At 71.1% G+C, this 13,252-nt stretch carries 12 protein-coding genes; 10 read left to right on the top strand and 2 right to left on the bottom strand.

Annotated elements, in window-relative coordinates; all coding sequences use genetic code 11:
* Positions 1-28 precede the first annotated feature (28 nt).
* Positions 29-1,774, bottom strand: coding sequence for a methylation-associated defense system protein kinase MAD6 (gene mads6, locus ABT352_RS09745; protein ID WP_350943951.1), 1,746 nt, complete (start codon positions 1,772-1,774; stop codon positions 29-31).
* A gap of 474 nt (positions 1,775-2,248) precedes the next feature.
* On the opposite strand from mads6, the gene ABT352_RS09740 reads away from it, so the two are divergent.
* The 10 genes from ABT352_RS09740 (at position 2,249) to ABT352_RS09695 (ending at position 12,100) form a co-directional block, all read left to right on the top strand.
* Complete coding sequence (locus tag ABT352_RS09740) at positions 2,249-2,647, top strand: phage holin family protein (protein WP_350943950.1); 399 nt, start codon at positions 2,249-2,251, stop codon at positions 2,645-2,647.
* Positions 2,644-3,378 (top strand): DUF3618 domain-containing protein, encoded by a 735-nt coding sequence (locus tag ABT352_RS09735; protein ID WP_350943949.1) that lies wholly within the window; start codon positions 2,644-2,646, stop codon positions 3,376-3,378. The genes ABT352_RS09740 and ABT352_RS09735 overlap by 4 nt, the downstream gene beginning before the upstream one ends.
* Before the next feature lie 438 nt (positions 3,379-3,816).
* Positions 3,817-4,293 (top strand): VOC family protein, encoded by a 477-nt coding sequence (locus tag ABT352_RS09730; protein WP_350943948.1) that lies wholly within the window; start codon positions 3,817-3,819, stop codon positions 4,291-4,293.
* A 146-nt stretch (positions 4,294-4,439) separates the two neighbouring features.
* Positions 4,440-5,636 (top strand): sensor histidine kinase, encoded by a 1,197-nt coding sequence (locus ABT352_RS09725; RefSeq protein WP_350943946.1) that lies wholly within the window; start codon positions 4,440-4,442, stop codon positions 5,634-5,636.
* 105 nt (positions 5,637-5,741) lie between these two features.
* Positions 5,742-6,503: a LytR/AlgR family response regulator transcription factor gene (locus tag ABT352_RS09720; RefSeq protein ID WP_350943945.1), complete on the top strand. Its 762-nt coding sequence runs from the start codon at positions 5,742-5,744 to the stop codon at positions 6,501-6,503.
* A complete protein-coding gene (locus tag ABT352_RS09715; RefSeq protein ID WP_350943943.1) occupies positions 6,500-6,997 on the top strand; it encodes an AI-2E family transporter in 498 nt (165 codons plus the stop codon). The genes ABT352_RS09720 and ABT352_RS09715 overlap by 4 nt, the downstream gene beginning before the upstream one ends.
* Positions 6,994-8,493: a sodium/solute symporter gene (locus tag ABT352_RS09710; protein ID WP_350943941.1), complete on the top strand. Its 1,500-nt coding sequence runs from the start codon at positions 6,994-6,996 to the stop codon at positions 8,491-8,493. Before ABT352_RS09715 ends, ABT352_RS09710 begins: the two co-directional genes overlap by 4 nt.
* Positions 8,494-8,805: 312 nt before the next feature.
* Positions 8,806-9,990 carry an MFS transporter gene (locus tag ABT352_RS09705; RefSeq protein ID WP_350943940.1) on the top strand — a complete coding sequence of 395 codons (1,185 nt, stop codon included), beginning with the start codon at positions 8,806-8,808 and terminating at the stop codon, positions 9,988-9,990.
* A gap of 173 nt (positions 9,991-10,163) precedes the next feature.
* Positions 10,164-10,493 (top strand): DUF485 domain-containing protein, encoded by a 330-nt coding sequence (locus ABT352_RS09700; protein ID WP_350943939.1) that lies wholly within the window; start codon positions 10,164-10,166, stop codon positions 10,491-10,493.
* On the top strand, positions 10,490-12,100 hold the full coding sequence (locus ABT352_RS09695) for a monocarboxylic acid transporter (RefSeq protein WP_350943938.1): 1,611 nt from the start codon (positions 10,490-10,492) through the stop codon (positions 12,098-12,100). Before ABT352_RS09700 ends, ABT352_RS09695 begins: the two co-directional genes overlap by 4 nt.
* Before the next feature lie 223 nt (positions 12,101-12,323).
* On the opposite strand, the gene ABT352_RS09690 is transcribed toward ABT352_RS09695, so the two are convergent.
* Positions 12,324-13,250: an aldo/keto reductase gene (locus tag ABT352_RS09690; protein ID WP_350943937.1), complete on the bottom strand. Its 927-nt coding sequence runs from the start codon at positions 13,248-13,250 to the stop codon at positions 12,324-12,326.
* Positions 13,251-13,252 lie beyond the last annotated feature (2 nt).

Genomic DNA, 13,252 nt, shown 5'->3' with positions numbered 1-13,252 from the left:
CGGACGACGGTGGGCGGCCGATTCGCCTTCACGGCTTCTTGCCGGTGATGCGCCGTAGTCCCGTCCTGAGCCTGCCGAGCAGCGTCTCCGCTGCGGGCGGGCTCTCGGGGCGCTCGTCCTCGGACCGCGCGGGAGCCTGAGGGCGGGTCTGGTGAGGGAGGTCCTCCGGCCCGCGATCCTCTGGTCGCCCGACGCCCGCCGGCACGGTGCCCGCCGCGCCGGTGCTGCCCGGAGGGTCCGGCTCCGGAGAGTCCGAGTTCCGCGGGGCCTGGCTCTGGGGGAGGCCGGTGTGCTGCTGTGGCCGGACCTCCTGGGGGAGGGCTTCCCGGGGCGGGAGGTCCCGGGGGCGGGCGTCCGATCCGGCGGGATCCGGTGCCGCGGCGAGATGCCGCGGGGAGGGGATCGGGCCGGCGGGCTCCGGCGGGCGGGGGCGTCGGGCCCGCCGCAGGTCGGCGAGGGCCTCGGCGGCGCTGGGACGCTTGTGCGTCGCGTGGTCGCGCATGCGCCGCAGCAGGTCCATCACCTCCACGGACGCCTCGCCGGAGGCGGCGGCGGGCTCGGCGTCGGGGGTGATCGGCGGGAGCCTCCCGGTCAGCAGCTGGAAGGCGATCACCCCGGCCGCGTACACGTCGGAGGCGGCCGTCACCCGCACGGGCATGGCCTGGCACTCGGGAGCGGCGTAGTGGGTGTCGAGGACGTTGGGCAGCTCGTTGGCCACGGTGTGGGCGCGGGGCCCCGGCTTGGCGTAGTCGAACCCGGTGAGCATGGCCCGGCCCTCCTCCGTCACCAGCACGCACGCGGGGCTGAGCGCCCGGTGGATCACGTTGTTGGCGTGGACGTGGGCCAGGCCGCGAAGCATGTCCTCCACCACGTCCAGCCGGGCGGCGGTGGAGAGCGTGGGCGGGGAGGCGGTGAGGTGCAGGTGCAGCGCCTGGCCGTGCACGTCGTCGAGGACGAGCACGAACCGGCTCTCGTCGTCGATGGCGAAGAAGTCGCGGGCGCGCACCACGCACGGGTGCGGGGGGATCCTGGTGAGGGCCTGGTAGGCGTTGGTGATCAGCCGTCGCTCCGCAGCCCTCGGCTCCTCCTGCGCCAGCGGGTCCGCCCGGTAGACGCGCAGCAGGACCGTCTCGCTGCCGGGGACCGTCGCGTTGATCGCGCGGTACTCGGTGACCCGGTTGTCGCCGCCCAGCTGCTCCTCCACCTCCCAGCTGCCGAAGCGTGGCGGTGCCGTGGAGCGCCGCACGCTCCCGTTGAGCGCCTCGATGATCGCGGTGCCGTACGGCGCGGTGTCGGTGGTGTGGCCGCGCCTGACGCGGGAGACGTCGCTCAGCGTGTCGATCAGCCCGGCGAGGTCGGTGACGTGCCGCGAGTCGCGGCCCGCGGGGTCGACCAGTTCGGCGTCGGGGCCGGTGAGCACCACGAGGCTGTCGACGTAGACCCGGTCCAGCTCGCGGCGCTCCTGGGTGAGCAGGCCCTTCAGGGCGCGCCCGTTGCCGCGCAGCTTGGCGACGGGGGAGCCGAACGCCTCACGCCGCAGCGGGAACCAGCGGGTCCCGGCGACCTCGATCCGGCCGCGGGTGCCCTTGACGTCGATGACGCAGAGCGAGTGGCCGGTCAGGACGATCACGTCCACCTCGAAGATGTCGTCTCCGCGGGGCACCTCGATGTTGTGCAGCAGCAGCCAGTCGTCCGGGGCGTTGTCTCGCAGGTGTGCGATGACCCGTCGCTCGGCGTCGTTGACCGGGCTGCCGCCGCCGACGATCTGTGCCATCTCTAGCGTGCCGCCTTCCTGCTCGTGTTCATCGTGCCCCGCACTATCCCAAGAGGCTCATCTTCGCCCGTACCTCTACTTTTCCACCACTCGGACACGCGGGCCTCCCTATGATCATGACGCATCCCGGGGGTGAGAGCGATCGAGGTGTCCACCCGCACCGGACGCGTGGGTGGCGGTGCCGCTCCGCCGAGGCGTCCGGCCTCGCCGGCCGAGGGGTGGCCGGGGTTTCCTGGCGGACCGCCGTGATCCCGGATCCCCGGACCGGGTCGTCATGATCGCCGCCGTGTCCGCCCGGGCCGCGGGTGTCCCGGCTCGAAATCAAAAACGGATCAAATGCGGGCCATGGAGTGGTTCGCCATGGGATACGGCACGGTGACGCCCCCGAGCCCTCTGTGATCATCGCAGCCAGGCCCATGTTTGCCGGGGGAGGGGAGGGTAGACGTCCCCTTGCTGTGAGGGAGGAGGCAGTCCATGACCAACACCAAGGAGTCACTGCCGACGTCCGAGCTGATCCGGCAGATGTCGGAGCAGGTCTCGCGTCTCGTCAGGGACGAACTGCGCCTGGCCAAAGCGGAGCTCACGGAGAAGGGCAGGCACGCCGGGATCGGCGTGGGGCTGTTCGGCGGAGCGGGGATCGTCGCCCTCTTCGGGGCCGCGGCCCTGGTCGCCGCGGTGATCCTGCTGCTCGCGCAGGTCATGCCCGCCTGGGCGGCGGCCGCGCTGGTGGGCGGGGTGCTGCTGGTCGTGGCCGGCGCGCTCGGGTTCTTCGGCAAGCGCCAGGTCGCCGAAGCCGCCCCGCCCACCCCCGTACGGACCATCGAGAGCGTCAAGGACGACATCGACGCGGTGAAAGAGAGGGCGCACCGATGACCGAGACAGACCCGGGCGGACCCGGCCGGCTTGAGCCGGACGCCGGAACCACCGGATCTCGCAGGAAGGGTGTCGACGAGCCGATCACGCCGGACGAGAGCGGATCGCTGAACATCCCGCCGAACCAGCCGGAGGGCACATCCCGAGAGGGCCTCGGCGCTTCGGAGCCGGGGCGTGACGGCACGTCCCCGCTCCGGGAGGGCGCGGCACCCGTCGTCGTCCCGGAGACGACGGCGGCGACCACCCCGTACGCCAACACCGGCGGTACCGGTGTCGGGGCAGCGGGAGCGACGGAAGCGGCGAAGATCGGAAAGATCGTCGGAGACGACGGGAACGACACGGAAACGTTGCGGCGGGACATCGAGGACGCCCGCCGCGAACTGGGCGACACAGTGGAGGCACTGGTGCACAAGACCGACGTCAAGGGCCGTATTCAGGAGACCGCCGCCCAGGTGGGCGACGACCTGCGCAAGGTGGGGGCGGCGACCGCCACCACGGCCACCGAGATGGTGGAGCGGGTGAAGGTGGCCGCTCCCGAGATGGTCGGCCGGGTGAAGGAGGCGGCTCCCGAGGTCGTCGGCAGGGTGAGGGAGGCGACTCCCGCCGAGATCAAGGACGCGGCGGGCAGGGTCACGACCGAGGCGAGCAAGCGTCCCGTCGTGACGGTCGCTGCCTTCGCCGCGCTCGTCCTGGTCGTCCTGCGCGTCCTGCGGCGGGGCAAGAGGAAGTAGATGCCCGGTAGCACGGAAAGGGCCGCTCTCGGCGATTCGCGAGGGCGGCCCGCCCATGTCCCCCGAAGCGTCCCCCAAACCCCCTCGGAACTGCCTCGCGGGGCATGATGGGGGGTCCTCAAGCGGACCGTCGGGGAGTTCCGGCGCGACGGTCTGCCCGACTGGGCCGTCGGGTCCGCGGAGATCGGACCGATACCTGTGCGCACAAGCGAGCCAAACTCATGTCTGCCGGGGTAATCTGACCGTTTCCGGGTGGGCGGCGGACCCCCTCCTCTCCGCCCACCCGGAGCTTGCCGCCGCCGGACGTCCTGTCAGGTCCAGGATGCCGGGCCGGAGGGCGAACTATTCTGATCTCGGGCACGCGGAGGGCCGCCGCCCTTCCGCGACCACCGTTTCACCACGACCGTCACGACGACGCAGGCCCCCCGAGGAGACGAGTTGAACGCCGTAATGACCGGTGTGCACCACCTCAAGATCTGGGTGAGTGACCTGGAGCGGAGCCGTTCCTGGTACGAGAAGGTCCTGGGGCTGGAACACCACACCAGCTTCCAGGACGAGGACGGCGTGATCAGGGGCATGAGCTTCACGGTCCCCGGTGCGGCCTTCCAGATCGCGCTGCGCGAGAACCCCTCCCTGGCCAAGGCGCTCTTCGACGCCGACCCCTTCGCGCTCCAGGTCACCCTTGACGGGCTTGAGGCCTGGGTCGCCCGTCTGGACGGGCTCGGCGTCCCGCACAGCCCGATCATCAAGGCGTCCGCCGGCCACGCGCTGGGCTTCGTCGACCCCGACGGCGTCCAGATTCGCCTGTACGCCCCCGACGAGGGGGTCCACGCCGCCCAGGTGGGCGCGGAAGGCGTCTACCGGCCGGATCAGGCCGCCGACTTCACCCCCGCCCCGGGGCGGGAGCGGGACTGAGAGGCGCCTCACCACCCGCGCGCCTCACCACCTGCGAGGACAGGTCTCCGTCCCCGGCGGGCAGAATTTAATCTACATCGTAAAGGCGACGGCCGTGATCTCCATGAACGAGGCGCGGGCGTGACCGGACGTATAAGGTCCGGAGCGTGGAACCCCTCGTCGCCGTGTTGGTGGTCGCCGCGCTGATCGGCGTACCCGCCCTGGTGCTGTGGCGGGTGCTGCGCGGCCGCAGGGAGCTGGGCAGCAGCCCCGCCGAGCGGGCCACGTTCGAGACCCTGCACACCGCGTCCCTGGCCGCGCCGCCGTTGCGGGCGGGGCTGACCGAGGCGGGGGCGCAGAAGGCGTCCCGCTACCTTCGGGAGCTGCTGGGCTCCCCGGCGCTGGCGGTCACCGACGAGGAGCGGCTGCTGGTCTACGACGGCGAGGGCGACCACCACGCCCGCGAGGCGTTCGCCCACGCCGCCAAGACGCTTTCCGGAGGCCGGACCCGCGTCCTGGGCCCCGAGGTCGTCTCGTGCGACCTGCCCGAGTGCCCGATCAGGTTCGCCGTGGTGGTGCCGCTCACCACCGACGGCAGGGTGGTGGGCTCGCTCGCCGCGTACGGCGGGCACGCCTCGGCGGGGCTGGTCAGGGCCGCCCACGAGGTCGCGAACTGGGTCGACTCGCAGCTGGAGCTGGCCGAGCTCGACCGGTCGAGAACGCGCCTGATGGAGGCCGAGGTCCGGGCGCTGCGCGCGCAGATCTCCCCGCACTTCATCTACAACTCGCTGACGACGATCGCCAGCTTCGTCCGTACCGACCCCAACCGCTCCCGCGAGCTGCTGCTGGAGTTCGCCGACTTCACCCGCTACTCCTTCCGCAGGCACGGGGAGTTCACCACGCTGGCCGAGGAACTGCGTTCCATCGACCGCTACCTCACCCTGGAACGGGCCCGCTTCGGCGACCAGCTGCAGGTGACGTTGCGCATCGCCCCCGAGGTGCTCGCGGTCGCGGTGCCGTTCCTGTGCCTGCAGCCCCTGGTGGAGAACGCGGTCCAGCACGGCCTGGAGAGCAAGCCCGGGATCGGGCGCATCTCGATCGTCGCCGAGGACGCCGGGGCCGAGTGCCGGATCAGCGTGGAGGACGACGGCGTGGGCATGGAGCCCGACCGCCTGCGCCGTATCCTCGCCGGTGCCGCCGACGAGCGTTCGGGGGCCGGGGGAGTGGGGCTGGTCAACGTGGACGAGCGGTTGCGCCAGGTCTACGGTGACGAGTACGGCCTGGTGGTGGAGACGGCGAAGGGGGCGGGGACGAAGGTCAGCGTCCGCCTGCCCAAGTACCATCCCGGTGTCTCCGTCCGGTGAGCCCGCCTCCGGTCCGGATCTTCCCCTCATCCCGCGAAGTTGACAGGCGATGTCTGATTCATCACCCTCTAGAAATTCCCTCGCGAACGACCCGGAGGAGTGAGCGTGACCGGCCTGCGTGTCCTTGCGGTGGACGACGAGCTTCCCGCGCTGGAGGACCTGGCCTACCTCCTTCGGGACGATCCCCGTATCGGAGAGGTCTCCCTGGCCAGGGACGGGGCCGCGGCGCTGCGCGTCCTGGACCGGGCGATCGCCGACGGGAGGCCGATCGACGCGGTCTTCCTCGACATCCGGATGCGCGGCCTGGACGGGGTGGTGCTCGGCCGTCTGCTGTCGCAGTTCGCCAACCCGCCCCGGGTGGTCTTCGTGACGGCCTACGAGGAGCACGCGGTCGACGCCTTCGAGATCAAGGCCGAGGACTACCTGCTCAAGCCGGTGCGGCCGGAGCGGCTGGCCGAGGCGATCCGCAGGGTGTTCGTCTCCGCGGAGCTGCCGGAGGTCGAGGGCTCCGGCCGCGCCGACCCCGACACCATCCCGGTGGAGCTCGGCGGCGTCACCAGGTTCGTGGCCAGCACCGAGGTCCGCTACGTGGAGGCCCAGGGCGACTACGCCCGGCTGCACACCGCGGGTGGCAGCCATCTCGTGCGGATCTCGCTGGCGACACTGGAGGAGCGCTGGTCCTCGGCGGGGTTCGTACGGGTGCACCGCAGTCACCTGGTCGCGGTCAAGCACATCGACGAGCTGCACATCGACTCGGGACGCTGCGTGGTCCGCATCGGCGAGACCGAGATCCCGGTCAGCCGCCGCCACACCCGCGAGCTGCGCGACCTGCTGGTCCGCAGGGCGCGCAAGGGCAGGCAGGAGTGAGCGGCGACGCCGGGCCCGAGGAGGCCGAGCCGCGCCGGCGGAACGCCGACCGGTCGCGCGGGGAGGCCGAGCGTCCGCGTAAGGACGAGCGTCCGCGCAGGGACGGCGAGCGCTCCCGCAAGGAGGAGCGTCCGCGGCGCGAGGTGGTGACCAGCCCTCGCACGACGGCTCCCCGCCACCCCAGTTACCCGGTCACCCGCGAGATCGACGAGCAGACCCGGCTGGGCGAGGTCTACATGCGCTCGCTGATCCGTACCCAGTTCCGTCTGGCCCTGTTCGTCTGCACGGTGCTGGGGTGCGTGGTGGTGGGCCTGCCGGTGGTGTTCCTGCTGGTGCCGGAGCTGGGCGCGCTGCACGTGCTGGGGGTCCCGCTGCCCTGGGCGGTGCTGGGCGGCCTGATCTACCCGGCGTTCGTGATCGGGGCCTGGCTGTATGTCCGGCAGGCGGAGCGGAACGAGCGCCACTTCGCCGAGCTGGTGGACAGGGCCCGTTGAGTACCGCGTACGGGGTGACGGCCGTCGTGCTGGTGGTGCTGGCGGCCGTGCTGATCGGCGCGTTCGGGCTCAGGCTGTCGCGGACCACCTCCGACTTCTACGTCGCCTCCCGCACGGTCTCCCCGCTGTGGAACGCCTCCGCCATCGGCGGGGAGTATCTGTCGGCGGCGAGTTTCCTGGGCATCGCGGGGCTGATCCTCACCTTCGGCGCCGACATGCTGTGGCTGCCGGTCGGCTGGACGGGCGGCTACCTGGTGCTGCTCGTGCTGGTCTCCGCGCCGTTGCGCCGCTCGGGCGCGTACACGCTTCCCGACTTCGCCGAGGCGCGGCTGGAGTCGATGGCGGTGCGGAGGATGGCCGGGGTACTGGTCGTGCTGATCGGCTGGCTGTATCTGATGCCGCAGTTCCAGAGCGCGGGCCTGGTCCTGCGGGCCATCACCGGAGCGCCCGAGTGGGCGGGGGGCCTGCTGGTGGCGGCCGTGGTCGCGGTGAACGTCATGTCGGGCGGCATGCGGTCGATCACGTTCGTGCAGGCGTTCCAGTACTGGCTGAAGCTCACCGCTCTCGCCGTGCCGCTGGTGTTCCTGCTGCTGGCGTGGCGTGACGGTGGCGCGCCGGGGCTGAGCGCGGCGGACGCGGCCTCGTGGGCGCTGCCCCTGTCGGCGGGCAGGGAGTACGGCCTCTACTCGACCTACTCGCTGATCCTGGCGACCTTCCTGGGCACCATGGGGCTTCCGCACGTGCTGGTCCGCTTCTACACCAACCCCGACGGCCGGGCGGCGCGGCGGACGACGTTGGTGGTCCTGTCGCTGCTCGGCGCCTTCTACATGCTGCCGGCGGTCTACGGCGCGCTGGGCCGGATCTACGTCCCGGAGTTGGAGGGCAGTGACACGGTGGTCCTGTCGTTGCCCGGGCGGCTGGTCGGCGGTGTGGCCGGGGACCTGCTGACGGCGCTGGTGACGGCCGGGGCGTTCGCGGCGTTCCTGTCGACCTCCTCGGGGCTCACGGTCTCGGTCGCCGGGGTGATCGGGCAGGACATCCTCAAAGGAGGGGTGCGGTCGTTCCGGGCGGCGGCGGTGCTGGCCGTGATCGTTCCGCTGGTTCTGGCGGTCTTCGCCCGCTCGCTGCCGGTCGCCGACGTCGTCGGCCTGGCGTTCGCGGTGGCGGCCTCCTCCTTCTGCCCGCTGCTGGTGCTGGGCATCTGGTGGCGGCGGCTGACTCCCGCGGGTGCGATGGCGGGGCTGCTCGCCGGTGGCGGTCTCGCCTGCGGTGCGGTCCTGCTGACGATCGGCGGGGGACCGTACACCGGCCTGGTCGGTGCCCTGCTGGCGCAGCCCGCCGCGTGGACGGTGCCGATCGCCTTTCTCGTCATGGTGGTGGTCTCGCTGCTGACGCCCGGGCGTATCCCGCCGAACGTGGCTCGCACGATGGTGCGCCTGCACACCCCGGAGATCCTCAACCTGGACCGGGGGGACTGGCGGCCACGGTCCTCTTGACGGCTCCGAGGAGCTGTGACGGAATGACGATTATGAACCGACATATCGGTCGTTCTAACTAGTTTTGGTATGTGCCGGCTCCGGTGACGAGGCGGTCGCCGAGGTCGGCGACGCCACTGCCGTGCTACCCGGGAACCGGGCCGGACGCCGGTCGGCCACGGGGCTCTCCGCGAGCGGGACGGCGCACCGGTTCACCGCGCGGCACCGGTTCACCGTGCTCTCCGGGAACGGGACGGCGCACCGGTTCACCGCGCGGCACCGGTTCACCGTGCTCTCCGGGAACGGGACGGTCCGCCGGTCAGCCGGTCAGCGGTGATACCGGAGGTCCTGCGTCGGCCCCGGTTCCGGCTCGTCTATTTCGGGATGGCCGTCAGCCTGCTGGGCGACGCCTCGCTGCTGCTGGTGCCCGCCATCCTGGCCAAGAGTCTCACCGGCTCCGACGCCGCCGCGGGTCTGACCCTGTTCTTCTTCACCGTCCCCCTGTGCTTCTCGCCCTGCTTCGGATACCTCATCGACCGGGTCGACCGCAGGAAACTTCTCGTCGTCACCTGCCTGCTGTCGGGAATCTCGCTCACCCCGCTGATCGCGGTCACCGGGCAGGGCACGGTCTGGCTGGTCTACCCGGTGTCCGCGGCGATGGGCTGCTCGTACGCGGTGATCTTCTCCGCGCTCGGCGGGCTGATCAAGGCCATCCTGCCCGAGCACCTGCTCGCCGAGGCGAACGGCGCCCTGCAGACCACTCGGCAGGGGTTGCGCCTGTTCGGGCCGCTGCTGGGGGTGGGTGTCTACACCGGCTTCGGGATCAGCGCGCTCGTGCTGTTCGACATGATCACTTTCCTCGTCGCCGCGGGGGTCTTCGCGATGCTCCCCGCGCCGAGACCTCTCTCGCCCGTCTCGCCGGCACCGCCGGGGCGCTGGCGCGAGGAGTTCTGGGCCGGGGCCCGCCACCTGCGCGCCGACCCGCCGTTGCGTCGCGCGGCCCTGGCGCTCTGCCTGATGTTCGCACTGGCCGGGGCGACCGAGTCGCTGATCTTCGCGGTCATCGAGCACGGCCTGGCCAGGTCGCCGGAGTTCACCGCGTTCACCTCGACCGCGATGGGCCTGGGGGCGGTCGCCGGGGGACTGCGGAGCTCCACGGTGATCGCGCGCCGGGGCGAGCTGTTCGCGATCGGCGCGGGTATCGGCCTGTACGGCATGGCGGTCATCTGCTGGACGGTGCCCTCGGAGGCGGTCGTGCTGGTGGCCATGATGGTCGCGGGCGCCGGGCTGACCCTGGAGGGGGTGGCCAGGACGACCCTGGTGCAGCGCCGCAGCCCGGGCCACCTCGTCGGCCGGGTCTCCACCGCCTTCGAGTCCCTCATCGGGTTCGCCCAGCTGTCGTCCCTGCTCGCCGGCGCCGTGCTGGTGTCGCTCGTCGACTATCGCGTTCTGCTCGCGGTGGTCGGCCTGACGGTCTGCGGCGCGGGGGCGTACGCCCTGCGGGCGAGACGGTGGTGAGGACGGCTTCCCCGGGGACCGTTCGTCGCGCGATACAGACCTTTCACCGCAAGCCCCACCCAACTGAACGCGACTCGGCGGCGCCTCGGCGAAGAGATCGCATGCGGGTCTCCTCCGGGGGTAGCGTCCAGCCCTACGTTGTCCGTGATCCAGATCACATTTTGGGAGGTCCCGTGACCGCCAGGCAACATGATTCATCGGTCTACGAAGAAATTCAGGCCAGCGACCAGTTCCAGGAGTTGAAGAGGCGTTTCCGGGCCTGGGCGTTCCCGATGACCGCGGCGTTCCTCGCGTGGTACCTGCTGTACGTCGTCCTGTCGGGCTGGGCGCGCGACTTCATGGGCGCGAAGGTCTTCGGCAACATCAACGTGGCGCTGATCTTCGGTCTGCTCCAGTTCGTGTCGACGTTCGGCATCGCCTGGGCCTACTCCCGTTTCGCCGAGAAGAAGCTCGATCCGCTGGCCGACGACATCCGCCACGGAGTCGAGGGGAAGACCGAATGAGCCACCAGACCCTCTCCACCATCCTGTTCCTGCTCTTCGTCGCGGGAACGCTGGGCATCACCTTCTGGGCGAGCCGCAACACCAAGGACGCCACCGACTACTACGCCGGTGGCCGCTCCTTCAGCGGCGTGCAGAACGGTCTCGCCATCGGCGGCGACTACATGTCGGCCGCGAGCTTCCTGGGTATCGCCGGAATCATCGCCCTGTCGGGCTACGACGGCTTCCTGTACTCGATCGGCTTCCTGGTCGCCTGGCTGGTGGCGCTGCTGCTCGTCGCCGAGCTGATGCGCAACTCCGGCAAGTTCACCATGGCCGACGTGCTGGCCTTCCGGATGAGCCCCCGCCCGGTCCGCACCGCGGCCGGTGTCTCCACCATCACGGTGTCGATCTTCTACCTGCTCGCCCAGATGGTCGGCGCCGGCGCGCTGGTCGGCCTGCTGCTCGGCGTCACCTCGCCGACGGGCAAGGCGCTCACGATCGTCGGCGTCGGCGTTCTGATGATCGTCTACGTGGTCGTCGGCGGGATGAAGGGCACCACCTGGGTGCAGATCGTCAAGGCCGTGCTGCTCATGGGCGGCGCGACCCTGGTCACCCTGCTGGTGCTCGGCCACTACGGCTTCAACCTCTCGGGCCTGCTCGGCGAGGCCGCCACCCAGAGCGGCAAGGGCGCGGCCTTCCTGGAGCCGGGCCTGAAGTACGGCACCGAGGCGCAGGGCCTCGCCGGCAAGATCGACCTGATCAGCCTGGGCCTCGCGCTGGTCCTCGGCACCGCCGGCCTGCCGCACATCCTGATCCGCTTCTACACGGTCCCCACCGCCAAGGAGGCCCGTAAGTCGGTCCTGTGGGGCATCGGCATCATCGGCACCTTCTACCTCCTCACCCTCGTGCTCGGCTTCGGCGCGGCGGCCCTGGTCGGCGGCGAGGCGATCGTGGCGCAGGACAAGGCGGGTAACACGGCGGCCCCGATGCTCGCCGAGGCGGTGGGCCAGGCGATCTTCGGTGAGGTGGGAGGCACCATCCTGCTGGCCGTCATCGCGGCGGTCGCCTTCGCCACGATCCTCGCGGTCGTCGCCGGCCTGACACTGGCGTCGAGCTCCTCCTTCGCCCACGACCTGTACGCGCACGTGTTCAAGCGCGGCAACGTCACCGACAAGGAGGAGGTCCTGGTCGCCAGGATCTCGGCCTTCGTCATCGGCGCGGTCTCCATCGGCCTCGGCATCCTCGCACAGGGGCAGAACGTGGCCTTCCTGGTCGCGCTCGCCTTCGCCGTGGCGGCCTCGGGCAACCTGCCCGCGATCCTCTACAGCCTGTTCTGGAAGCGCTTCAACACCGCGGGCGCGGTCTCGGCCATCTACGGCGGCCTGGCCTCCGCGCTGATCCTGGTGATCTTCTCGCCGGTCGTCTCCGGCAGCGCCACCGCGCTGTTCCCCGACGCGAACTTCGCCTGGTTCCCGCTGAGCAACCCGGGCATCGTCTCGATCCCGATCGGCTTCCTCGCCGGGTTCATCGGCGCCCGCCTCAGCAAGGAGTACAACTCGGACAAGTACGCGGAGATCGAGGTCCGTTCGCTCACCGGCATCGGTGCCGAGAAGGCCAGCTCGCACTAGGACACCCCGTACCGACCCCCCCGTACCGACCCCCCGTACGGCTCGTACGGAAGTACGGGGAACCCGGGGCCCGGCCGCTTCGCGGCCGGGCCCTTTCCCATGTGTCCCCGGCGGGCCACGGGACGCCCCGTGGCCCGCCGGACGCCCCTACCGGAAGTCCTGCACGTCTTCCGGTGGGACCCCGCCCCTTACCGGGACCGTCGTGCTCCTGCCGAGAGGCTCCTTAGCGGGAGGCCTCGTCCAGCAGGGTCAGCTCCTCCTGCGACAGCGTCATGTCGGCGACGGCGAGCAGCGGCCGCAGCTGCTCGATGTTACGAGCGCTGGCGATCGGCGCGGCCACCGTGGGCTGGGCGGCCAGCCAGGCGAGCGCGACGGTGGCCGGGACGGCGTCGTGGGCGGCGGCGATCTTGTCCAGGGCGTCGAGCACCCGCGGGCCGCGCTCGGTCTCCAGATACTTTGCCGCCCCGCCCGCGCGCGGGCTGTCCACCGTGACCCCCGGCCGGTACTTGCCGGTCAGGAAGCCACGGGCCAGGCCGTAGTAGGGGGTGCTGGTCAGCCCTGCCTCGGCCACCACGTCGCGCAGCGCGCCCTCGTAGTCGCGCTCCAGCAGGTTGTAGTGCTGCTGCAGCACCCCGTACCGGGCCAGACCGGCCTCCTCGGAGATCGCGAGCGCCTGGGCGAGCCGCTCGGCGCTGTAGTTCGAGGCGCCGATGTTGCGCACCTTGCCCTCGGTGACCAGCTCGTCGAACGCGCCGAGGGTCTCCTCCAGAGGAGTGTCCGCGTCGTCGATGTGGGCCCAGTACAGGTCGATGTAGTCCGTACGCAGCCGCCGGAGCGAGTCCTCGGCCGCCGCGCGGATGTTGGCCGCCGACAGCCCCGGACGGCTGCTCTGGGGCCACCCCACCTTGGTCGCCACCACGATCCGGTCGCGGTTGCGGCGAGAGGCCATCCACTCGCCGATCACGGTTTCCGACTCCCCGCCGACGTGCCCGGGGACCCACACGGAGTAGGAGTCCGCGGTGTCGATGAGGTTTCCGCCCGCCTCGGCGTAGGCGTCCAGGACGGCGAAGGAGTCGTCCCGGTCGGCGGTCCAGCCGAAGACGTTGCCGCCGAGGCAGAGAGGAAACAGGTTCAGCTCAGAAAAGCTCATGG

Origin of the sequence: Streptosporangium sp. NPDC000563 (genome assembly GCF_040299985.1) — a bacterium.
Classification (GTDB): domain Bacteria; phylum Actinomycetota; class Actinomycetes; order Streptosporangiales; family Streptosporangiaceae; genus Streptosporangium.
The sequence above is the reverse complement of the archived record's forward strand: the minus strand, read 5'-3'. Positions and strand labels throughout refer to the sequence as shown.

What these genes read in the sequence shown, in the direction of transcription:
- ABT352_RS09695 (WP_350943938.1), top strand. Translation starts at nt 10,490, where the DNA reads ATGAGCCACCAGACCCTCTCCACCATCCTGTTCCTGCTCTTCGTCGCG.
- ABT352_RS09735 (WP_350943949.1), top strand. Translation starts at nt 2,644, where the DNA reads ATGACCGAGACAGACCCGGGCGGACCCGGCCGGCTTGAGCCGGACGCC.
- ABT352_RS09690 (WP_350943937.1), bottom strand. Translation starts at nt 13,250, where the DNA reads ATGAGCTTTTCTGAGCTGAACCTGTTTCCTCTCTGCCTCGGCGGCAAC.
- ABT352_RS09740 (WP_350943950.1), top strand. Translation starts at nt 2,249, where the DNA reads ATGACCAACACCAAGGAGTCACTGCCGACGTCCGAGCTGATCCGGCAG.
- mads6 (WP_350943951.1), bottom strand. Translation starts at nt 1,774, where the DNA reads ATGGCACAGATCGTCGGCGGCGGCAGCCCGGTCAACGACGCCGAGCGA.